The sequence below is a fragment of the Fundidesulfovibrio terrae genome, from assembly GCF_022808915.1.
Taxonomy (GTDB): Bacteria; Desulfobacterota; Desulfovibrionia; order Desulfovibrionales; family Desulfovibrionaceae; genus Fundidesulfovibrio; species Fundidesulfovibrio terrae.
The window spans coordinates 1,218,714-1,239,221 of record NZ_JAKZFS010000001.1 but is presented as its reverse complement, the minus strand read 5'-3'; the positions used below and the strand labels follow the sequence as shown (position 1 = coordinate 1,239,221).

The 20,508-nt window shown below is 62.5% G+C and carries 29 protein-coding genes; all 29 read right to left on the bottom strand.

What is annotated here, in order from left to right:
• Window positions 1–14 precede the first annotated feature (14 nt).
• The 29 genes from map to rpoC all read right to left on the bottom strand — a co-directional run bounded on the left by map (window position 15) and on the right by rpoC (window position 20,507).
• Window positions 15–788 carry a type I methionyl aminopeptidase gene (gene map / locus ML540_RS05765; RefSeq protein WP_243359211.1) on the bottom strand — a complete coding sequence of 258 codons (774 nt, stop codon included), beginning with the start codon at window positions 786–788 and terminating at the stop codon, window positions 15–17.
• Window positions 789–2,102, bottom strand: a complete 1,314-nt coding sequence (secY, locus tag ML540_RS05760; RefSeq protein ID WP_243359210.1) for a preprotein translocase subunit SecY — start codon at window positions 2,100–2,102, stop codon at window positions 789–791.
• A gap of 1 nt (window position 2,103) precedes the next feature.
• A complete protein-coding gene (rplO, locus tag ML540_RS05755; RefSeq protein WP_243359208.1) occupies window positions 2,104–2,571 on the bottom strand; it encodes a 50S ribosomal protein L15 in 468 nt (155 codons plus the stop codon).
• A complete protein-coding gene (gene rpmD / locus ML540_RS05750; protein WP_243359206.1) occupies window positions 2,571–2,747 on the bottom strand; it encodes a 50S ribosomal protein L30 in 177 nt (58 codons plus the stop codon). The genes rplO and rpmD overlap by 1 nt, the downstream gene beginning before the upstream one ends.
• A 4-nt stretch (window positions 2,748–2,751) precedes the next feature.
• Window positions 2,752–3,243, bottom strand: coding sequence for a 30S ribosomal protein S5 (rpsE, locus tag ML540_RS05745; protein ID WP_243359204.1), 492 nt, complete (start codon window positions 3,241–3,243; stop codon window positions 2,752–2,754).
• An 11-nt stretch (window positions 3,244–3,254) separates the two neighbouring features.
• On the bottom strand, window positions 3,255–3,614 hold the full coding sequence (gene rplR, locus ML540_RS05740) for a 50S ribosomal protein L18 (protein WP_243359203.1): 360 nt from the start codon (window positions 3,612–3,614) through the stop codon (window positions 3,255–3,257).
• Between the two features lie 10 nt (window positions 3,615–3,624).
• Window positions 3,625–4,164 carry a 50S ribosomal protein L6 gene (rplF, locus tag ML540_RS05735; RefSeq protein ID WP_243359202.1) on the bottom strand — a complete coding sequence of 180 codons (540 nt, stop codon included), beginning with the start codon at window positions 4,162–4,164 and terminating at the stop codon, window positions 3,625–3,627.
• Window positions 4,165–4,176: 12 nt separating this feature from the next.
• Entirely contained in the window at window positions 4,177–4,560 is a 384-nt protein-coding gene (gene rpsH, locus ML540_RS05730) for a 30S ribosomal protein S8 (RefSeq protein ID WP_243359201.1), read from the bottom strand.
• 9 nt (window positions 4,561–4,569) lie between these two features.
• Window positions 4,570–4,755 carry a type Z 30S ribosomal protein S14 gene (locus ML540_RS05725; RefSeq protein WP_243359200.1) on the bottom strand — a complete coding sequence of 62 codons (186 nt, stop codon included), beginning with the start codon at window positions 4,753–4,755 and terminating at the stop codon, window positions 4,570–4,572.
• A 12-nt stretch (window positions 4,756–4,767) separates the two neighbouring features.
• Window positions 4,768–5,307, bottom strand: coding sequence for a 50S ribosomal protein L5 (gene rplE / locus ML540_RS05720; RefSeq protein WP_243359199.1), 540 nt, complete (start codon window positions 5,305–5,307; stop codon window positions 4,768–4,770).
• 14 nt (window positions 5,308–5,321) lie between these two features.
• Window positions 5,322–5,645, bottom strand: a complete 324-nt coding sequence (gene rplX / locus ML540_RS05715; RefSeq protein ID WP_243359198.1) for a 50S ribosomal protein L24 — start codon at window positions 5,643–5,645, stop codon at window positions 5,322–5,324.
• 22 nt (window positions 5,646–5,667) lie between these two features.
• A complete protein-coding gene (rplN, locus tag ML540_RS05710; RefSeq protein ID WP_173086784.1) occupies window positions 5,668–6,036 on the bottom strand; it encodes a 50S ribosomal protein L14 in 369 nt (122 codons plus the stop codon).
• Window positions 6,033–6,293 carry a 30S ribosomal protein S17 gene (gene rpsQ / locus ML540_RS05705; protein WP_027190519.1) on the bottom strand — a complete coding sequence of 87 codons (261 nt, stop codon included), beginning with the start codon at window positions 6,291–6,293 and terminating at the stop codon, window positions 6,033–6,035. The genes rplN and rpsQ overlap by 4 nt, the downstream gene beginning before the upstream one ends.
• Before the next feature lie 6 nt (window positions 6,294–6,299).
• Entirely contained in the window at window positions 6,300–6,494 is a 195-nt protein-coding gene (rpmC, locus tag ML540_RS05700) for a 50S ribosomal protein L29 (RefSeq protein ID WP_243359650.1), read from the bottom strand.
• Window positions 6,495–6,499: 5 nt separating this feature from the next.
• Window positions 6,500–6,913, bottom strand: a complete 414-nt coding sequence (gene rplP, locus ML540_RS05695; RefSeq protein ID WP_243359197.1) for a 50S ribosomal protein L16 — start codon at window positions 6,911–6,913, stop codon at window positions 6,500–6,502.
• Window positions 6,913–7,554, bottom strand: coding sequence for a 30S ribosomal protein S3 (gene rpsC / locus ML540_RS05690; RefSeq protein ID WP_243359196.1), 642 nt, complete (start codon window positions 7,552–7,554; stop codon window positions 6,913–6,915). Before rpsC ends, rplP begins: the two co-directional genes overlap by 1 nt.
• Window positions 7,555–7,559: 5 nt before the next feature.
• Window positions 7,560–7,895: a 50S ribosomal protein L22 gene (gene rplV, locus ML540_RS05685; protein WP_243359194.1), complete on the bottom strand. Its 336-nt coding sequence runs from the start codon at window positions 7,893–7,895 to the stop codon at window positions 7,560–7,562.
• A gap of 13 nt (window positions 7,896–7,908) precedes the next feature.
• On the bottom strand, window positions 7,909–8,193 hold the full coding sequence (gene rpsS, locus ML540_RS05680; protein WP_243359190.1) for a 30S ribosomal protein S19: 285 nt from the start codon (window positions 8,191–8,193) through the stop codon (window positions 7,909–7,911).
• A gap of 10 nt (window positions 8,194–8,203) precedes the next feature.
• The gene (gene rplB / locus ML540_RS05675; RefSeq protein ID WP_243359189.1) at window positions 8,204–9,034 is read right to left on the bottom strand and encodes a 50S ribosomal protein L2; all 831 of its coding nucleotides are present in this window, start codon (window positions 9,032–9,034) and stop codon (window positions 8,204–8,206) included.
• Window positions 9,035–9,037: 3 nt separating this feature from the next.
• Window positions 9,038–9,328 (bottom strand): 50S ribosomal protein L23, encoded by a 291-nt coding sequence (gene rplW / locus ML540_RS05670; protein ID WP_243359188.1) that lies wholly within the window; start codon window positions 9,326–9,328, stop codon window positions 9,038–9,040.
• Window positions 9,329–9,330: 2 nt separating this feature from the next.
• Window positions 9,331–9,951, bottom strand: a complete 621-nt coding sequence (gene rplD, locus ML540_RS05665; protein WP_243359186.1) for a 50S ribosomal protein L4 — start codon at window positions 9,949–9,951, stop codon at window positions 9,331–9,333.
• Between the two features lie 4 nt (window positions 9,952–9,955).
• The gene (rplC, locus tag ML540_RS05660; protein ID WP_243359185.1) at window positions 9,956–10,591 is read right to left on the bottom strand and encodes a 50S ribosomal protein L3; all 636 of its coding nucleotides are present in this window, start codon (window positions 10,589–10,591) and stop codon (window positions 9,956–9,958) included.
• 18 nt (window positions 10,592–10,609) lie between these two features.
• Window positions 10,610–10,918, bottom strand: coding sequence for a 30S ribosomal protein S10 (gene rpsJ, locus ML540_RS05655; RefSeq protein WP_173086773.1), 309 nt, complete (start codon window positions 10,916–10,918; stop codon window positions 10,610–10,612).
• Between the two features lie 6 nt (window positions 10,919–10,924).
• Window positions 10,925–12,118 carry an elongation factor Tu gene (tuf, locus tag ML540_RS05650; RefSeq protein ID WP_243359184.1) on the bottom strand — a complete coding sequence of 398 codons (1,194 nt, stop codon included), beginning with the start codon at window positions 12,116–12,118 and terminating at the stop codon, window positions 10,925–10,927.
• Between the two features lie 9 nt (window positions 12,119–12,127).
• Window positions 12,128–14,200 carry an elongation factor G gene (gene fusA / locus ML540_RS05645; protein WP_243359183.1) on the bottom strand — a complete coding sequence of 691 codons (2,073 nt, stop codon included), beginning with the start codon at window positions 14,198–14,200 and terminating at the stop codon, window positions 12,128–12,130.
• Window positions 14,201–14,217: 17 nt separating this feature from the next.
• On the bottom strand, window positions 14,218–14,688 hold the full coding sequence (gene rpsG, locus ML540_RS05640) for a 30S ribosomal protein S7 (protein WP_243359182.1): 471 nt from the start codon (window positions 14,686–14,688) through the stop codon (window positions 14,218–14,220).
• 23 nt (window positions 14,689–14,711) lie between these two features.
• The gene (rpsL, locus tag ML540_RS05635) at window positions 14,712–15,083 is read right to left on the bottom strand and encodes a 30S ribosomal protein S12 (RefSeq protein WP_243359181.1); all 372 of its coding nucleotides are present in this window, start codon (window positions 15,081–15,083) and stop codon (window positions 14,712–14,714) included.
• A 257-nt stretch (window positions 15,084–15,340) separates the two neighbouring features.
• The gene (locus ML540_RS05630) at window positions 15,341–16,069 is read right to left on the bottom strand and encodes a methyltransferase domain-containing protein (RefSeq protein WP_243359180.1); all 729 of its coding nucleotides are present in this window, start codon (window positions 16,067–16,069) and stop codon (window positions 15,341–15,343) included.
• A 283-nt stretch (window positions 16,070–16,352) separates the two neighbouring features.
• Window positions 16,353–20,507 carry a DNA-directed RNA polymerase subunit beta' gene (gene rpoC / locus ML540_RS05625; protein WP_243359179.1) on the bottom strand — a complete coding sequence of 1,385 codons (4,155 nt, stop codon included), beginning with the start codon at window positions 20,505–20,507 and terminating at the stop codon, window positions 16,353–16,355.
• Between the last annotated feature and the right edge of the window lies 1 nt (window position 20,508).

Here is a 20,508-nt window from a genome sequence, read left to right as displayed (position 1 = left end):
TAAATGGGTATGGCCTACGCCTCAAGGCGCTGGCTCAGAATTTTTGGTCCGTCGCTGGTGATCACCACCGAATGCTCAAAGTGTGCGGCCAGGCTGCGGTCTTTCGTGACCGCCGTCCATTTGTCCGAGAGTATCTCGACCTCGGGACCGCCTACGGTGACCATCGGCTCTATCGCCAGGGTCATCCCCGGCTTGAGCACCACGGGAGCTGCCCCCTTGGGGACAAAATTAGGCACCTCCGGCTTTTCATGGAGATGCCGTCCAATCCCGTGGCCAACGAACCGTCTTACAACAGAGTACCCCTGGTCTTCAACATGTTTTTGAACAGCCAGGGAAATATCATACAAATTCGCCTCTGCCTTGGCCTGCTCGATACCGGCGTACAATGATTCCTCGGTCACCCGCAGAAGTTTTTTCACTTCCTCGGAGACTTCGCCCACAGGCACGGTCCTTGCGGAATCACCAAAGAATCCGCGGTGGATGACGCCCATGTCGAAGCTCACAATGTCCCCGTCCTCAAGCAGCCGCTGGGAGGGAAACCCGTGCACCACTTCCTCATTCACCGAACAGCACAGCGCGAAGGGATATCCGAGATAGCCCTTGAAAGCGGGCTTCACGTCGAATTCCCTGCACAACTGCAAGGCCATCTCTTCAAAGAGCATGGTTGTGACGCCGGGGCGAACAGCCTTTTCCAGCTCGTCCAGGATGGCGGCTACAATGCCGCCAGCCTGGCGCATGATGTTCACTTCGGCGTCGTTCTTGATGAAAATGCCGCGATACTTCTTCAACTAAGCCCTGCCCTTGATGCGGCCCTTGGCGAGCAGGCCCTCGTACTGACGGCTGATCATGTAGGACTCGATCTGGCCCATGAAGTCCATGGCCACGCCAACCACGATCAGGATGCTCGTACCGCCGAAGTAGAACGGCACGTTGAACTGCGCAATCAGGACCATGGGCAGCACGCACACTGCGGAGATGTACATCGATCCCCACAGGGTAAGACGCGCCAGCACGCGGTCAAGGTATTCCTTGGTCTTCTGGCCGGGCCGGATGCCCGGCACGAAACCGCCCTGCTTCCGGATGTTCTCGGCTATCTGTTTGGGATCGAAGATGATCGCCGTGTAGAAGTAGCAGAAGAACACGATCATGCTGATGAACAGGACGTTGTAGACGATGGAGCTGGGGCTGAACCAGTGCGAGATGGTCTGAACCCAGTCGTTATGGTAGAAGTTGGCGATGGTCGCGGGAAAAAGCAAGATCGACGAGGCGAAGATCGGAGGGATCACGCCTGCGGTGTTGATCTTGAGAGGCAGATGGGTGGTCTGCCCGCCGTACATCTTCCTGCCGACCATGCGCTTAGCGTACTGGATGGGGATGCGCCGCTGGCCGCGTTCCATGAACACGATGGCGGCAATGACCCCGGCCATGACGGCCAGGAGCAGAAGCAGCACCAGAAGGCTCATTTCCCCCTGGCCCACCAGCTTGAAGGTGTTGATGAGCGCACGGGGAAGACCGGCCACGATGCCCGCGAAGATGATCAGCGAGATACCGTTGCCGATGCCCTTTTCCGTGATCTGCTCGCCCAGCCACATGAGGAACACGGTGCCGGCGGTGAGCGTCATCACGGTCATGAACTTGAAGCCGATGCCCGGGTGCAGCACCAGGGGCGCGCCCGTGGGGCTGGTCATGTTCTCCAGACCCACGGCGATGCCCAGACCCTGAATAAGGGTGATGAGCACCGTCCCGTAGCGGGTGTACTGGGTGATCTTCTTGCGTCCCTGGGCGCCCTCCTCCTTCTGCAACCGGGCCAGCTCGGGGCTGACCACAGTGAGCAGCTGCATCACGATGGAGGCGGAGATGTAGGGCATGATGCCCAGGGTGAAGATGGAGAGCTTGTTCAGGCCGCCGCCGGAGAACATGTCGAAGAGCCCGAACAGGGTGTTCTTCGCGCTGTGGAAGAAGTCCTGCAAGGCGAGGGTGTCCACGCCCGGAACAGGAACATGTATGCCCACCCGGTAGACGGCCAGAAGCACGAAGGTCCAGATGATCTTCTTCTTCAGTTCCGGCAGACGAGCCAGATTCTCCACGCCTTGCAGTGCCACGCTAGCCTTCCGTCACTTCCGGAGCGGTTTCCAGGGACTTGGCGGTGCCGCCGGCCTTGGAGATCTTCTCCAGGGCGGAAGCGCTGAACTTGTGCGCCTCGATGGTGACTGCCTTGGCGAGTTCGCCGTTGCCGAGCACCTTCACCAGGGAACCGCGAGAGACCAGGCCGCGCTCGTAGATGGCGTCCAGGGTGATCTCGGTGGTCTCGGGGAAGGCCTCCACCAGACGGTCCAGGTTCACCGGAGCGTAGGAAACCTTGAAGGGGTTCTTGAACCCGCGCTTGGGCAGACGGCGGGCCAGAGGCATCTGGCCGCCTTCGAACCAAGGCCTGGAGCTCACTCCAGAGCGCGCGTTCTGGCCCTTGTTGCCCTTGCCGGCGGTGCAACCCTGACCCGATCCGCGGCCGCGGCCGATGCGCTTGCGGTCCTTCTGATCTTCGGGGAAGGGATAAAGCTCATGCAGTAACATTATTTCACCTCGATCAGGTGAGAAACCTTGAAAATCATGCCCCTCACAGCGGGAGTGTCCGGCAGGGTCTTCTCCTGACGGATCCTCTTGAGGCCGAGGGCCTCAAGAGTCGCGCGCTGCCTGGGGTTGCAGCCGATCTTGCTCTTGACGAGCTTGACGGTGACCTGAGCGCTCATGGTCTTACTTCCTCGGGGTTTCCAGGGTCTTGCCGCGAAGATCGGAGACCTGGTCCGCGCTACGCAGAGAGGCCAGACCGGCGACGGCGGCCCTCAGCACGTTGTGCGGGTTGTTGGTGCCGATGGCCTTGGTCAGGATGTCGTGCACCCCGGCGGCTTCCATGACGGCGCGAACGGGGCCGCCCGCGATGATGCCCGTGCCCTTGGAGGCAGGGATCAGCACCACGCGTCCGGCTCCGAAGCGGCCCATGACCTGGTACGGCAGGGTGCCGTCCAGCAGGGGCACCTTGATCATGGACTTCTTGGCCTGGTCGGTGGCCTTGCGGATAGCCTCGGGGACCTCGTTGGCCTTACCCAGGCCGAAGCCCACCGAGCCCTTGCCGTCGCCCACCACTACCAGGGCGCTGAAGCTGAACCGGCGGCCGCCCTTGACGACTTTGGCCACGCGGTTGAGCGAGACGATCTTTTCGATTTGTGTCAGTTCAGACTGTTCCATGATGAGCCCCGTTAGAATTGCAGTCCGCCCTCACGAGCGCCGTCGGCCAAAGCCTTGACGCAACCGTGATAGAGGTAGCCGTTGCGGTCGAAGACCACGCTTTCGATGGCCTTTTCCTTGGCCTTGGCGGCCACATCCCGGCCCACCTTGGCGGCGGTATCCTTGTTGGGCTTGAGCGCCTCCCCGGCCTTGGAAAGAACCAGGGAGGAGGAAGCAACCAGGGTCTGGCCGGTCTCGTCATTCACGATCTGGGCGTACACGTGCAGGTTGGAGCGGTACACCACCAGCCTGGGACGCGAAGCCGTGCCGCTGATTTTCTTCCGGATGCGGACCTTGCGGCTCATCCTTGCGGCTTGTTTGGTCTTTTTCATGGCCAGCCCCTTACTTCTTGCCGCCAGACTTGCCGGCTTTGCGGCGAATCTGCTCGTTTTCGTACTTGATGCCCTTGCCCTTGAACGGTTCGGGCGGACGCACGCGGCGGATGGTGGCCGCGACTTCTCCCACGAGCTGCTTGTCGATACCCGACAGAGTCAGCTTGCTTCCCTCGGCCTTGGCTTCGACGCCGGCGGGCAGGGGGAACTCCACGGGGTGCGAGAACCCGACCGTGAGGACCACGGCCTTACCGGCCACCTGGACCTTGTAGCCCACGCCCACGACCTCCAGGGTCTTGGAGAAGCCCTTGGTCACGCCGTCGATGCAGTTGGCCAGCAGCGTGCGGCGCAGACCATGCTGGGCCCTGGCGATGCGGCTGTCGTCGGCGCGGGTGACGCGCAGGATGTTGCCCTCGACCTCGTAGGAGATCTTGGGATGGGTGGGCGTGGAAAGGGCGCCCTTGGGACCCTTGACGTTCACCTCGTCAGCGGAGACCTTGACTTCCACTCCGGACGGGATGGCGATTTCTTTCTTGCCGATGCGGGACATGGCTTGATCCTCTTACCAGACTTCGCAGAGCAGCTCGCCGCCCACATTGGCGCTCCGGGCGGCGATGCCGTCCATGATGCCATGGGAGGTGGAGAGGATGCAGATGCCAAGTCCGTTCTGCACGCGGGGGATGTCGTGGGCCCCAACGTAGATGCGGCGTCCGGGTTTGCTCACACGCTTCAGGCCCGCGATAAGGGGGCGGCCCTTGGCGTATTTGAGCGTGAGCACCAGGTCGCGCCCGTCAACGGCGAATTCCTCAATATAGCCCTGATCCCTAAGAATCCCGGCCATGGACTCCTTCATCTTGGAGTGGGGCATGGCCACCTTCTTGTGCAGCGCGTGATACGCGTTGCGGATGCGGGCCAGCATATCGGCGATTGGATCGGTCACGGACATGTCGGCCTCCTACCAGCTCGATTTCCTGACACCGGGCAATTCGCCGGCCAGGGCCATGTTGCGGAAACAGATTCGGCAGATGCCATATCTGCGCAAGAACGCCCGGGCGCGGCCGCATATGGGGCAGCGATTGTAGGCCCGGGACGAGAATTTGGCGTTGCGCCGGGCTTTCACCCTAAGAGCAGTGCGTGCCACGGTCGTATCCTCCTACTTTCTGAAGGGCATGCCGAGAAGATCGAGAAGGACCTTGCCTTCCTTGTCCGTCTGGGCCGTCGTCACAATGGTGATGTTCATCCCAGTCACACGCTCGACCCGGTCGATGTTGATCTCGGGAAAAATGGTGTGCTCCTTGATGCCCAGGGTGAAATTACCCCGGCCATCGAAGCCCCTGTCCGGAACGCCGCGGAAGTCGCGGACGCGGGGCAGGGCGAAATTGACCAGCTTGTCGTAGAAGTCCCACATGCGGTCATGGCGAAGCGTCACCCGGCAGCCGACAGGCTGATTCTCACGCAGCTTGAAGGCCGCGATGGACTTTTTGGCACGGGTGATGACGCACTTCTGGCCGGCGATGGCGGTCAGCTCGGCCGCTGCAACGTCGATAAGTTTTGAGTTCTGCGAGGCTTCGCCAAGTCCGATGTTCAGGGAAATGAACTTGAACTTGGGAATCTGCATGGGCGACTTGTACCCGAACTCCTTCTGCAAGGCCGGGACGACCTTCTCGGAGTACATTTGTTCGAGGCGAGTCATTGTCTTGATTCCCTTTAGCTGATGACTTCGTTGCACTTCTTGCAGAAGCGGAGCTTCTTGCCGTCCTCGGTGTACTTGTAACCCACGCGAGTGGGTTTGGCGCAAGCGTCGCACACCAGGGCAACGTTGGAGATGGCCAGGGCAGCCTCCTTCTCCTCGATACCTCCGGCCTGGCCCGCATAGGGATTGCCCTTGCGGTGGCGCTTCACCATGTTCACCTTTTCCACCAGGATACGCTCGCTCTTGGGAAGGATCTTCAAGACCTTGCCGATCTTGCCCTTGTCCTTGCCCGCGATGACCATAACCTTGTCGTCCTTGCGGATGCGATACGTTTTCATAATATCCTCGGGCCCGACCGCTCTACAGGACCTCAGGGGCCAGCGAGACGATCTTCATGAAGTTCTTCAGGCGAAGCTCGCGGGCAACGGGGCCGAAGATACGGGTTCCCACCGGCTCGAGCTGAGCGGAGAGAAGAACGGCCGAGTTGTTGTCGAACTTGATGTAGGTGCCGTCGGGGCGTCCGACTTCCTTCTTGGTGCGCACGATGACGGCCTTCATAACCTGCCCCTTCTTCACCTTGGAATGGGGCATGGCTTCCTTGACCGAGACCACGATGATGTCGCCCACGGAGGCGTAGCGGCGGCGCGAACCACCCAGCACCTTGATGCAGGCCACCTTCTTGGCGCCGGAGTTGTCGGCGACATCGAGAACGGATTCAACCTGGATCATTTCGCCTTCTCCATGATCTTAACCAGATGCCAGCGCTTGCGGGCCGACAGCGGGCGGTGCTCAATGATCTGCACCTTGTCGCCCATACCGCACTCGTTCATCGGGTCGTGGGCCATGAACTTCTTGCGGCGGCGGATGTACTTCTTCACCAGGGGGTGCTTGACCAGGGTCTCGACACGCACGACGATGGTCTTGTCGCCCTTGTCGGAGACCACGATGCCGGTCAGCACCCGACGGTTGCTCTTGTGCTCTTCCATGGTTTCCTACCTGCCGCTTTTCTTTTGGGTCATCACCGTTTTGACGCGGGCGATGTCTTTCTTCAGCTCGCGCAGACGGTGGGTCTTTTCCAGTTGCGCGGTGGCGTGCTGAAAGCGCAGCTTGAAGAGCTCTTCCTCGGACTGGGAGAGCTTCTCGCTGAGCTTGGCCTCATCCAGTTCGCGCAGTTCCTTGGAGGTCAACATGGCTAGGCGATCTCCTTGGTCACGATCTTGGTCTTGATCGGCAGCTTGTGCTGAGCGCGCTTCAGGGCCTCGATCATCACTTCCATCTCAACACCCTTGACCTCGTAGAGCACGCGGCCCGGCTTCACCGGAGCGCACCAGCCCACCGGGGAGCCCTTGCCGGAACCCATGCGGACTTCGGCGGGCTTGGCGGTGACGGGGAAGTCCGGGAAGATGCGGATCCAGACTTTGCCGCCGCGCTTGATGTGGCGCATGATGGCGACACGAGCGGCCTCGATCTGCTGGCTGGTCAGCTTTCCGTGCTCCATGGCCTTGATGCCGACTTCGCCGAAGGACACCTCGGCTCCGCCGGTGGCGGGACCGCGCAGGCGGCCCTTCTGACGCTTGCGGAATTTGGTTCTGTTGGGGGCTAGCATTACTGTTCGACCTCGCTATCCAAAATCTCGCCCTTGAAGATCCACACCTTGACGCCGATGACGCCGTAGGTGGTCTTGGCGGTGGCCAAGCCGTAATCGATGTCCGCGCGCAGGGTATGCAGGGGCACGCGGCCGTCGCGGTACCACTCCGAGCGGGCGATTTCGGCTCCGGCCAGGCGGCCGGCGCAGAACACCTTGATGCCCTCGGCGCCGAACTTGCGGGCCAGGCCCACGGTGCGCTTCATGGCGCGGCGGAAGGCCACGCGGCGCTCCAGCTGCAGGGCGATGTTCTCGGCGACCAGCTGGGCGTCGGTCTCGGGGCGGCGGATCTCATTGACCTCGACAGCGAACTCGCGGCCGAAGCGCTTCTTGAGGTCGGCGCGGACCTTCTCGATCTCGGTGCCCTTGCGGCCGATGACGATACCCGGACGCGCGGTGTGGATGATCAGCTTGATCTTTCCGCCGGCGCGCTCGATCTCGATCCGGGAGATTCCCGCGTGGAACAGCGAGGACTTCACGAACTTGCGGATCTTGTTGTCCTCGTAGACGAAGGCAGGATAATCCTTCTTCGCGAACCAGCGAGAGGTCCAGTTCTTGTTGTAGCCCAGGCGGAAGCCGTACGGGTGAACTTTCTGACCCATGGCCCCTACTCCTTCTCTTCCTCGACCACCACGGTGATGTGGCTGGTGCGCTTGAGGATGCGGTTGGCCCGGCCCATGGAGCGCGGCATGATCCGCTTCCAGGTGGGGCCTTGGTTGACGATGACGTCTTTCACCTTGAGCGTGTCCACGTCGGCGGACAGCTGTTCGGCGTTGGACAGGGCCGAGTGAAGCACCTTGCCGATGATCACGGCTGCTTTCTTGGGGGTGAACTTGAGGATGTTCATGGCTTCCTCGACCCCCCGGCCCTTGATGATATCAGCCACCAGGCGGGCCTTTTGCGGCGACACCCGGATATACTTGGCTATAGCTTTGGCTTCCATGGGTCAGGCTCCCTTACTTCTTGCCCTTGGCGGACTTTTTGTCCGCGGCGTGGCCGTGGAAGGTGCGGGTGGGCGAGAACTCACCCAGCTTGTGTCCGACCATGTTTTCGGAAACGAAGACCGGGATGAACTTGCGTCCGTTGTGCACGGCGAAGGTGAGACCCACCATCTCGGGGAGAATGGTGGAGCGGCGCGACCAGGTCTTGATCACCCGGCGGTCCTGGGTCTCGTTGGCCTTCTCCACCTTGGCGACAAGGTGGCCGTCCAGGAAGGGGCCTTTTTTGAGCGAACGGGGCATGTTCTAGCTCCTACTTCTCGTTGCGGCGTTTGACGATGAGCCGCGACGAGGCCTTCTTGCGATTTCTGGTCTTCTGACCCTTGGCCGGCTTGCCCCACGGGGACACGGGATGGCGACCGCCGGAGCTCTTGCCTTCGCCGCCGCCCAACGGGTGGTCGACCGGGTTCATGGCCACGCCGCGCACCTTGGGGCGCTTGCCCAACCAGCGGTTGCGGCCGGCCTTGCCGATGGAGACTTTCTCGTGGGTGACGTTGCCCACCTGGCCCACCGTGGCGATGCAGGCGGCCAGCACGTTGCGCACTTCGCCGGAGGGCAGACGCAGCAGGGCGTACTTGCCTTCCTTGGCCACGAGCTGAGCGTAGGTGCCGGCGGCGCGGCACATCTGGCCGCCGCGGCCCGGGGTCATCTCGATGTTGTGCAGCAGGGTGCCCACGGGCATCTTGGCCATGGGAAGGGCGTTGCCGGGCTTGATGTCCACGGCTTCACCGGCAAAGAGGGTGTCACCGACATTTATGCCAACCGGCGCGAGAATGTAACGCTTTTCGCCATCGGCATAGTGCAGAAGAGCGATACGGGCGGAACGGTTGGGATCGTACTCGATAGTGGCGACCTTGGCCGGGATGTCGAACTTGTCGCGGCGGAAGTCGATGAGACGGTAGCGGTGCTTGTTGCCAGCGCCGCGGCGGCGAGAGGTGATCCGGCCGTTGTTGTTGCGTCCCGACTTCTTGTTCAGGCCTTCGGTCAGCGACTTCTCCGGGGTGGCCGTGGTGATCTCCGCGAAATCGGAGACGGTCTGGAAACGGCGGCCAGCCGAAGTGGGTTTCAGAGTGCGGACAGCCATGGCTTAGACTCCCTCGAAGAATTCGATCTTGTCGCCCTCGGCCAAGGTCACGTAGGCTTTCTTGAAGCCGGGGACATGGCTGGTGGGGCGGCCGTGGCGGGCCCGCTTCAGCGGACGGCGGCGAACCACGTTCACCTCGGTGACCTTCACCTTGAAGGCTTCCTCGACAGCGGCCTTGATCTCGATCTTGTTGGCCATGGGGGCCACGTAGAAGATCACCTGATTGGAGTCTTCCTTGGCCTTGGTGGCCTTTTCGGAGACCAGGGGCTTTAAAAGAATTTTCGCGTAGCTCATGGCTATTTCAACCTTTCCTGAACGGCCTGGGCCGCGCCTTGCACCATCACCAGCTGAGGATGCTTCAGCAAATCGTAAACGTTCAGCATGTCCTGCCGAACGACCTTGATTCCGGGGAGATTCCGGGCGGAGAGCTCGATATTGTTATTCGAATCGTTCAGGACAATCAAGGCTTTTTTCAGGCCGAAGCTGCCCGCCACACCGGCGAAGAGCTTGGTCTTGATCTCGGGCAGCTCGAGCTTGTCCACGACGATGAGCGATTCCTCGGCCACCTTGGAAGACAGGGCCATCTTGAGCGCCAGGGTCTTGATCTTCTTGTTCACCTTGAAGGCATAGCTGCGCGGCTGCGGTCCGTGCGCGATGGCGCCGCCCTTCCAGATGGGAGAGCGCTTGGCGCCGGAGCGGGCGCGGCCGGTGCCCTTCTGCCGCCAGGGCTTGGAGCCCGAGCCGGACACGAAGGAACGGGTCTTGACCTTGTGGGTGCCGGTGCGCTTGGCAGCCAGCTGAGACCTGATGACCAGGTGCATGAGCTCGGGGCGGATAGCCACCTCGAACACCTCGGGGGCCAGGTCGATATTGCCCACTTCCTTGTTCGTCTGATCAAAAACTTTCACGGTGGCCATGGCCCTACCCCTGCTTGCGGATCATCACCAGGCCGTTGCGGTGGCCGGGGACCTGGCCTTTGACCAGGATGATGTTGTTTTCGGGCCGGATGTCGTAGACTTCCAGGTTGATGCAGGTCACGGTGCGAGCACCCATGTGACCAGCCATCTTCTTGCCCTTCATGACCTTGCCGGGTTCGGTGTTGTGACCGATGGAGCCGCCGGAACGGTGGGCCTTCTCGGTGCCGTGGGTCGCTCGCAGGCCGCCGAAGCCGTGACGCTTCATGGGGCCCTGGAAACCCTTACCGATGGAGGTGCCGGTCACCTTGATCTTGTCGCCGGGGGCGAAGATGCCCACGGTGATCTCCTGTCCGGCTTCGTAGCCGTCCACGGAGTCAAGGCGAATCTCGCGCAGCTCCTTATAGAAGCCCTTCCCGGTCTTGGCCTGGTGGCCGCGTTCGGGCTTGTTGAGCTCCTTTTCCTCGCGGGAGTCGAAGCCCAGCTGCAGGGCGGTGTAACCGTCCTTTTCCTGGGTCCTGATCTGCATCACCGGACAGGGGCCGGCGGCGATAACCGTCACCGGAACAACCGAGCCGTCATCGCTGAACACACGGGTCATGCCCAGCTTGCGGCCGATGATGCCAAGGGTTTTCTTGGCCATGATACTGTACCCCTTCCTTTAAAGCTTGATTTCAACATCAACGCCGGCGGGCAGGCTGAGCTTGCCCAGGGCGTCGACGGTCTGCTGAGTCGGCTCGAGAATATCGAGCAGACGCTTATGGACGCGCATCTCGAACTGCTCGCGGGACTTCTTGTCCACGTGGACCGAACGGTTGACCGTGGTCTTGTGGATGTTCGTGGGCAGCGGAATAGGCCCGGCAATGCCCGCGCCGGTGTTGCGGGCGGTATCAACGATCTCGGCCACGGCCTTGTCCAGAATACGGTAGTCGTAGGCCTTGAGCTTGATCCGGATGCGATCGCTGTTCATGTCTCGTTACTCCACAATTTCGGTCACGACGCCCGCGCCGACGGTGCGGCCACCTTCGCGGATGGCGAAGCGCAGACCGATCTCCATGGCGATGGGGGCGATGAGCTCGACGTTGAAGGTGGCGTTGTCGCCGGGCATGACCATCTCAACGCCTTCGTTGAGGGTCACCACGCCGGTGACGTCGGTGGTGCGGAAGTAAAACTGCGGGCGGTACCCGGAGAAGAACGGGGTGTGGCGGCCGCCCTCTTCCTTGTTCAGGACGTACACCTCGGCCTTGTACTTCTTGTGCGGGGTGATGGAACCGGGCTTGGCCAGAACCTGGCCGCGCTCCACGTCCTCGCGCTTGATGCCGCGCAGCAGAACGCCCACGTTGTCGCCGGCCTGACCCTGGTCCAGAAGCTTGCGGAACATTTCGACGCCGGTGCAGGTGGTCTTGGTGGACGCCTTGATGCCCACGATTTCCACTTCCTCGCCGACCTTGATCACGCCGCGCTCCACACGACCGGTCACCACGGTGCCGCGGCCGGAGATGGAGAACACGTCCTCGATGGGCATCAGGAACGGCTTGTCGATGTCGCGCTGCGGCTCGGGGAAGTAGGAGTCGCAGGCGTCGAGCAGGGCGTAAATGGGGGCGGCGTCGGCGCTCTTGGGATCGTCGGACTCCAGGCCCTTCAGAGCGGAACCCTGGATCACCGGGATGTCGTCGCCGGGGTAGCCGTACTTGGTCAGCAGCTCGCGCACTTCAAGCTCCACCAGCTCCAGGAGCTCGGGGTCGTCCACCAGATCGCACTTGTTCATGAACACCACCAGGTGGGGCACGCCGACCTGACGGGCGAGCAGGATGTGCTCACGGGTCTGGGGCATGGGGCCGTCGGTGGCCGCGACCACCAGGATGGCGCCGTCCATCTGCGCAGCGCCGGTGATCATGTTCTTGATGTAGTCGGCGTGGCCGGGGCAGTCCACGTGCGCGTAGTGGCGCGTGGCGGTCTGGTATTCCACGTGAGCGGTGGAGATGGTGATGCCGCGCTCTTTTTCCTCGGGAGCCTTGTCGATCTGGTCGAAGGCCACGTACTCGCCGAAGCCGCGCAGGTGCGACAGCTTGGTGATGGCGGCGGTCAGCGTGGTCTTGCCATGGTCGATGTGACCGATGGTGCCGATGTTGACGTGCGGCTTGGTGCGCTCGAATTTGGCCTTACCCATGGTGTCCCTCTATTTCTTCTTGATGATTTCTTCGGCCAGGCTCGCGGGAACCTGCTCGTAGTGGTCGAACTGCATGGTGAAGGTGGCGCGGCCCTGAGTGCGCGAGCGCAGGTCGGTGGCGTAGCCGAACATGTTCGACAGAGGCACGTGGCACTTGATGACCTGGGAACCGGCCCGGGCCTCCAGGTTGGAGACGCGGCCGCGGCGGCCGTTCAGGTCGCCCATGACGTCGCCCAGGTACTCCTCGGGAGTGACCACTTCGACGCTCATGATGGGCTCGAGCAGCACCGGACCGGCAGCGCGGCAGGCTTCCTTGAAGGCCTGCGAACCACAGATGTAGAATGCCTGCTCGGAGGAGTCCACCTCGTGGTAGGAGCCGAAGGTCAGGTCGACCTTAACGTCCACCACGGGGAACCCGGCCAGCACGCCGGACTTCATGGCGTTCTGGATGCCCTTGTCCACGGCGGGGATGTATTCCTTGGGAATGACGCCGCCCACGATGGAGTTGACGAATTCGTACCCGCCGTCAGACTTGGGACCGACAGTGATGACCACGTGCGCGTACTGGCCGCGGCCGCCGGTCTGCTTGACGTAGCGGTTCTCGTGCTTGATTTCCTTGGTGATGGTCTCGCGGTAGGCCACCTGGGGAGCGCCGACGTTGGCGTTCACGTTGAACTCGCGCATGAGGCGGTCGACGATGATCTCCAGGTGCAGCTCGCCCATGCCGGCGATGAGGGTCTGGTTGGTCTCTTCGTCGGTCTTGACGCGGAAGGACGGGTCTTCCTTGGCGAGCTTCACCAGGGCCTGGGACAGAGTGTCGCGGTCAGCCTTGGTCTTGGGCTCGATGGCCACCTCGATGACCGGCTCGGGGATGTTGAGCGATTCGAGAACCACGGGGTTCTTCTCTTCGCACACGGTCTCGCCGGTGGAGGTGAGCTTCAGGCCCACGGCGGCCACGATGTCGCCGGCCAGGGCTTCCTTGATGTCCTCACGCTTGTTGGCGTGCATCTTGAGCAGGCGGCCGATGCGTTCCTTCTTGCCCGTGGCCGCGTTGTACACGGTCATGCCGGACTCGATCTTGCCGGAGTACAGGCGAAGGAAGGTCAAGTGGCCGATGAACGGGTCGCTCATGAGCTTGAAGGCCAGGGCGGCCAGCGGCTTGCTGGGATCGCAGGGGCACTCGATCTGCTCTTCCTCGTTGTCGGGGTTCATGCCCACGATGGCAGGAACGTCGATGGGGGAAGGCAGGAAGTCGACCACCGCGTCGAGCAGGGGCTGCACGCCCTTGTTCTTGAAGGCGGAGCCGCACAGCACGGGCACGAAGGAGAGGTTGATGACAGCCTTGCGGATGCCGGAGCGGAGCTCCTCCGGGGTCAGCTCTTCGCCGCCCAGGTACTTCTCCATCAGGGCCTCGTCCTCTTCCGCGATGGCTTCGAGCATCTCGAGACGCAGGGTGTCGTAGATGTCCTGAAGATCGGCGGGGATGTCGACCTCGTTGTATTCCTTGCCCTTGGTGGAGTCGTCGAAGATAAAGGCCTTGCCGGTGATCAGGTCAACGACGCCCTTGAATTCGTCCTCGGCTCCAATGGGAATCTGCAGGGGCACGGCCTTGGCGCCGAGGCGATCCCGGACCATGTCCACGCAGCGGAAGAAGTTCGCGCCCACGCGGTCCATCTTGTTGACGAAGCACATGCGGGGGACGCGGTAACGTTCGGCCTGACGCCAGACGGTCTCGGTCTGGGGTTCGACGCCGGCGACGGCGTCGAACACGGCGACGGCCCCGTCGAGCACACGCAGGGAGCGCTCCACTTCGATGGTGAAGTCAACGTGACCGGGAGTGTCGATGATGTTGATGCGGTGATCGCGCCAGAAGCAGGTGGTGGCGGCGGAGGTGATGGTGATGCCGCGCTCCTGCTCCTGGACCATCCAGTCCATGGTGGCCTGGCCGTCATGGACTTCGCCGATCTTGTGCGAGACGCCGGTGTAGTAAAGGATGCGCTCGGTGGTCGTGGTCTTGCCGGCGTCAATATGGGCCATGATGCCGATATTGCGCTGGCGCTCGATGGGGACTATCTTGGACACGTCTGGCTTCCTCTATACTACCAACGGTAATGAGCGAACGCCTTGTTGGCGTCGGCCATGCGATGGGTGTCTTCGCGCTTCTTCACGGCGCCGCCGCGGTTGTTGAAGGCGTCCATGAGCTCGCCGGAGAGCTTGGCGATCATGCCTTTCTCGCCACGAGAGCGGGCGTTGTTGATCAGCCAGCGGATGGCCAGGGTGGTCTGGCGCTCGGGGCGCACTTCCATGGGAACCTGGTAGGTCGCACCACCCACGCGGCGGGGCTTGACTTCCATGTGGGGCTTGACGTTGGCCAGAGCCTTCTCGAAAGCCTTCAGCGGCTCTTCCTGGGTCTTCTCGGCCAGCACGTCCACGGCCTTATAGAAAACGCCCTCGGCGGTGGACTTCTTGCCGTCGAGCATAAGGCGATTGATGAACTTCTTCACGAGCACGCTGCCGAAAACGGGATCCGGCAGAATCGAGCGCTTGGGAACAGGACCTTTGCGGGGCATGGGTCGTACCTCTTGCTAAAACCTTATTTGGGGCGCTTGGCGCCGTACTTGGAGCGGCTCTGACGGCGGTCGGAGACGCCGGCGGTATCCAGGGTGCCGCGGACGATGTGGTAGCGGACGCCGGGAAGGTCCTTCACACGGCCGCCGCGGATCATGACCACAGAGTGTTCCTGCAGGTTGTGGCCCTCGCCGGGAATATAGCTGGTGACCTCGATGCCGTTGGTCAGGCGCACGCGCGCGACCTTGCGCAAGGCCGAGTTGGGCTTCTTGGGGGTGGTGGTGTACACGCGGGTGCACACGCCGCGGCGCTGCGGGCAGGCTTGCAGAGCCGGGGTCTTCTTGCGCTTGGTCTGCTTCACCCGCTCTTTGTTGATGAGCTGGTTAATCGTGGGCATGATTCGCTCCGTTCGCTAAATCTCGTTTAAATTGGCAAAGGCGCACGGCAGTAGACAAAAAACCCGGTCCTGTCAAGCAAGCTCCGGGAAGAATACGCCGATACGGGACCGCGCGGAGAGACCTGCCCTCCCGTTCAGTCACTGATCGCGGAAAACCGTGCGACTCGCTGAAAGCAGGTCTTGATAGCAACACGCAGGATGGTTGGCAAGCTGTAATTTCGAAAAAGCCCCCTTGTCGGGACAATTCCCTCTCCCCTTCAGCTGCTTCCGCCCTGCTCCTCCCATGTTTCCGCGACGTTGGAAGAAAAAACCAACACGGACTTCAGGACGTACCCGTCAACCCTGCCCTCGTGGATGGTGCGCCCCTTCCAGGCATGTCCGAGCGCATGCGCCGCGTAGCGGGCCGCGTGGAATTTTCCGTCGGAAATATGTTTCGCGTATCTTTCGCGCAGCCCGGGCTCCAGGGGCGGGAGGCCTTCAAGCGGATACACCGCACGCATGGTGAGCACGATTTCCCGCCGGGCGAGCCTGGCTACGGTCGCAAGCACTTGGTCGAGGCGTCCCTTGGCTACCACCGCGCGCCCGATGAAGTCGATGGCCAGGACCATGTCCGCCTTGATCGAAGGAGGGGTTTTGAGGAAATCGCACACCTCGAAATCCACGCCGCCCATACCGTGCAGGGCTGCCAGCATGCGCGCCCCAAGCACCGCGTCAGCATCGATGTCCAGGCCAAGCACACGCCGCGCGCCGCGCCGGGCGGCCAGGAAGGAATAGAAGCCCAGGTTCGATCCCAGGTCCACCACGCTTTTCCCCGCGAAGTCGACCCCGGAGATGTACTCCTCCAGGTTATCCGGTAGCGGCCCCCCCCCTTCGGCCAGAACCGTTCCGTCTCGGTCGACCACCGGCCGCCAGACCCGCCCCGGACCCATTCGCTCCAGATGGTCCACCAGTCTTTCGGTTTGTTGTCTGCGCAGGGCGTCCTCCATCCTCACCTCCTTATGTCTTGCACACGGCCGCACGGGCAGGAGACAGCTCCCAGGGAGACGCCGTGCCGGCTGCACGGCGCGGCCTTGCCCGACGTTTCGGCGCCGACTCAGACGGATACCATGAGAAGCAATCTTCTGCCACCGGCGCGTCGCGAATCCGGCCAGGACGTGGCGGTTTCCCACCGACGGCCGGGCCAATGAAAAGCCCCTTCCGGCCGGGCCGGAAGGGGCTTGGATGCGCTACCGCGGTCCGGCTTTGCTGAGAAAGCCGGGCCTCGCAAGGCTACTGGTCCATGTAGGACGAGGTCTCTTCCATGTCCTCCAGGAACCGGTCGGGGCGCTCGGGCTGATCGGGCACGTCGATGTCCGCCTCCATATAGCGGCGGTAGCCGGTGCCGGCCGGGATGAGGCGTCCCACGATGACGTTCTCCTTGAGGCCGCGCAGGTGGTCTTCCTTGCCCATGAGGGAGGCTTCGGTGAGCACCTTGGTGGTCTCCTGGAAGGACGCCGCCGAGATGAAGGAGTCCGTAGAGAGGCTGGACTGGGTGATGCCCAGGACCAGGGGCTCGGCCACTGCGGGCTTCAGGCCCTCGCGGATGACCCGGGCGTTCTCTTCCATGAACTTGGACTTGTCCGCCTGCTCGCCGATGAGGAAGGTGGTATCGCCCGAATCGATGATGGCCACCTTCTTGAGCATCTGGCGAACGATGATCTCGATGTGCTTGTCGTTGATGTTAACGCCCTGGAAGCGGTACACGTCCTGGATTTCTTCCACCAGGTAGCGCGCCAGCACCTTCTCGCCCTTGATCTTGAGGATGTCGTGCAGCTCGGGGTTGCCCTCGGTGAGGGATTCGCCCGCCTCCACGAAGTCGCCCTCCTGGGCGGTGATGTGCTTGCCGCGCGGCACCAGGTATTCCTTGGGGTCGCCGGTCTCGGGGGTGACGATGACCTTGCGCTTGCCCTTGGTCTCGGGGCCGAAGGACACGATGCCGTCGATCTCGGAGACCACGGCCAGGTCCTTGGGCTTGCGCACCTCGAAGAGCTCGGCCACGCGGGGAAGACCGCCCACGATGTCCTTGGTCTTGGAGGATTCGCGGGGCTTACGCGCGATGACGTCGCCCGCTCGCACAGCCTCGCCGTCGCGGATCATGATGATGGCGCCCACGGGCAGCTGGAATATGGCCGCGCTGTTGGTGCCAGGGCGGATCTTGGCCTGCCCGTCGTCGCCCACCACGGTGATGGTGGGGCGATACGGGGTGGTACGGTATTCGATGATGGTCTGGGTGGCCCGCTTGGTGGTGTCGTCCACCTTCTCCTGGTAGGTCTTGCCTTCGATGATGTCGGTGAATTTCACCACGCCTTCGACGTCGGTGACGAAGGGCTCGTTGAAGGGGTCCCATTCGGCCAGGATATGGTCCTTCTTGACCATCTGGCCGTCGGTGACGGCCAGGCGTGCGCCCGAGGGCAGCGAGTACTTCTCGCGCTCACGGCCCTGCTCGTCCACGATGGACACCTGGCCGGACTTGCCGAGAACCAGGAACTGTCCTTCCTGGTTCTTCACCAGCTTGATGCGGTGCAGCACCACGCGGCCGGGGTGCTGGGCCGGAATCGAGGATTTCTCGATTTCGCGCGCCGCGGTGCCGCCGATGTGGAAGGTACGCATGGTCAACTGGGTGCCGGGCTCGCCGATGGACTGGGCGGCGATGATGCCGACCGTCTCGCCGGTGTTGACCAGATGCCCGCGCGCCAGGTCGCGACCGTAGCACATGGCGCACACGCCGTGGCCGGACTGGCAGGTCAGGGTGGAGCGGATGGTCAGGTTGGGCAGGCCCAGCTCCTCGATCTTCATGGCCCAGGTCTCGTCCACCATGGTGTTGGCCGGGATGAGCACCTCGTAGGTCTCGGGGTCGAACACGTCGAACATGGTCACGCGTCCCAGCGCCCGCTCGGCCAGGCGCTGCTTGATCTCGCCCGACTTCTCGAAGTGCTTGATCTCCAGGCCGTCCACGGTGCCGCAGTCGTACTCGGTGATGATCACGTCCTGCACCACGTCGACGAGGCGGCGGGTCAGGTAGCCGGAGTTGGCCGTCTTGAGCGCCGTATCCGCCAGGCCCTTACGAGCGCCGTGGGTGGAGTTGAAGTACTGCGCCACCGAGAGGCCCTCGCGGAAGTTCGAGGTGATGGGCGTCTCGATGATCTCGCCGGAAGGCTTGGCCATAAGGCCGCGCATGCCGGCGAGCTGGCGCATCTGGTCGGGGTTACCGCGCGATCCGGAGTGGGTCATCATGAAGATGGCGTTGAAGGAGGTGTTGCGCTCCTGCTTGCCGGTCACAGGATCAACAACGAGGTCGGTGGAGATGTCGCGCATCATTTCCGAGGCCACGTCGTTGGTGGCCTTGGTCCACACGTCGACGACCTTGTTGTACTTCTCCGTGCGGGTGATGATGCCCTCGGCGTACTGGTGCTCGATCTCCTCCACCTCATTCGAGGAGTTGGTGAGGATCTCGGCTTTCTTGGCCGGGATGGTCAAATCCTGCACGCCGATGGAGATGCCCGCGCGGGTGGCGTATTCGAAGCCCAGGTCCTTCAGGTGGTCGCACAGAAGGACCGTGGCCTTGGTTCCAGCCACGCGGTAGACCTCGCTCACAAGACGGCCGATGGACTTCTTGTTGAGCACGCAGTTGACCAGTTCGTAGGGCACGCCCTCGGGCAGGAGCTCGCCCACCATGATGCGGCCGGGGCTCGTGAGAACGAGCTCGCCGTTCATGCGCACCTTGACCCGGGCGTGCAGGTGCACGGCGCCGGCGTGGTGGGCGGTGATGCACTCCATGGGGTTGGCGAACACCTTGCCCTCGCCGGGCTGGAAGGAACGCTCAACCGTCAGGTAGTACAGGCCCAGGACGATGTCCTGGGAAGGCACGATGATGGGGTTGCCGTTGGCCGGGGACAGGATGTTGTTGGTGCTCATCATGAGCACGCGGCATTCGATCTGGGCCTCGACGGAAAGGGGCACGTGCACGGCCATCTGGTCACCGTCGAAGTCCGCGTTGTACGCGGCGCAGACCAGCGGGTGCAGCTGGATGGCCTTGCCTTCCACCAACTGGGGCTCGAAGGACTGGATGCCCAGGCGGTGCAGCGTGGGAGCGCGGTTGAGCATGATGGGATACTCGCGCACCACGTCTTCCAGGATGTCCCAGACCACCAGCTCTTCGCGTTCCACCATCTTCTTGGCGGTCTTGATGGTGGTGGCCAGGCCCTTCTCTTCGAGTTTCGCGTAGATGAAGGGCTTGAAGAGCTCCAGGGCCATCTTCTTGGGCAGGCCGCACTGGTGCAGCTTGAGCCTCGGGCCCACCACGATGACCGAACGGCCCGAGTAGTCAACGCGCTTGCCCAACAGGTTCTGGCGGAAACGGCCCTGCTTGCCCTTGATCATGTCCGAGAGGGACTTCAGGGGGCGGCCGTTGGTGCCGGTGATGGCCCGGCCGCGCCGTCCGTTGTCGAACAGGGCGTCCACGGCCTCCTGGAGCATGCGCTTTTCGTTGCGGATGATGATGTCCGGCGCGCCCAGCTCAAGAAGCCTCTTCAGGCGGTTGTTGCGGTTGATCACCCGGCGGTACAGGTCGTTCAGGTCCGAGGTGGCGAAACGACCGCCGTCCAGGGGAACCAGGGGGCGAAGCTCCGGCGGGATGACCGGAACGACTTCCATGACCATCCACTCGGGCTTGTTGCCGCTCTCCAGGAACGCCTCGACGATCTTCAGGCGCTTGATGATCTTCTTCTTCTTTGTCTGGGACCGGGTGGTCAGCGACTCCTCGCGCAGCTCGGCCCGCAGCCTGGGCAGGTCCAGCTCCTCGAGGAAGGCGCGCACGGACTCGGCGCCCATGCCCACGGTCACGGCGTCCTCGCCATAATGGTCGATGATCTGCAGGTACTGGTCTTCGGAGATCACCTGAAGCCTGGTCAGGTTGGTCTCCTTGGGGTCGATGACCACATAGGAGTCGAAGTACAGAACCTTTTCAAGATCCACCATGGTCATGTCGAGCAGGGTGCCGATCTTGGAAGGCAGGGTCTTCAGAAACCAGATGTGGGCCACCGGCGCGGCCAGTTCGATATGGCCCATGCGCTCGCGGCGGACCTTGGAGGCGATGACCTCCACGCCGCACTTCTCGCACACGATGCCGCGGTGCTTCATGCGCTTGTACTTGCCGCAGTTGCACTCGTAGTCCTTCACGGGGCCGAAGATCTTGGCGCAGAACAGGCCGTCGCGCTCCGGCTTGAAGGTCCGGTAGTTGATGGTCTCGGGCTTCTTCACCTCGCCGAAGCTCCATTCGCGGATCTTCTCGGGCGAAGCGATCGATATCTTTATGGCCTTCAGCGTGCGGCTGGAAAGCTGCGTGGCCGCCGTGCCTCTCATGCTGAACAGGTCGTCCAAGGACATG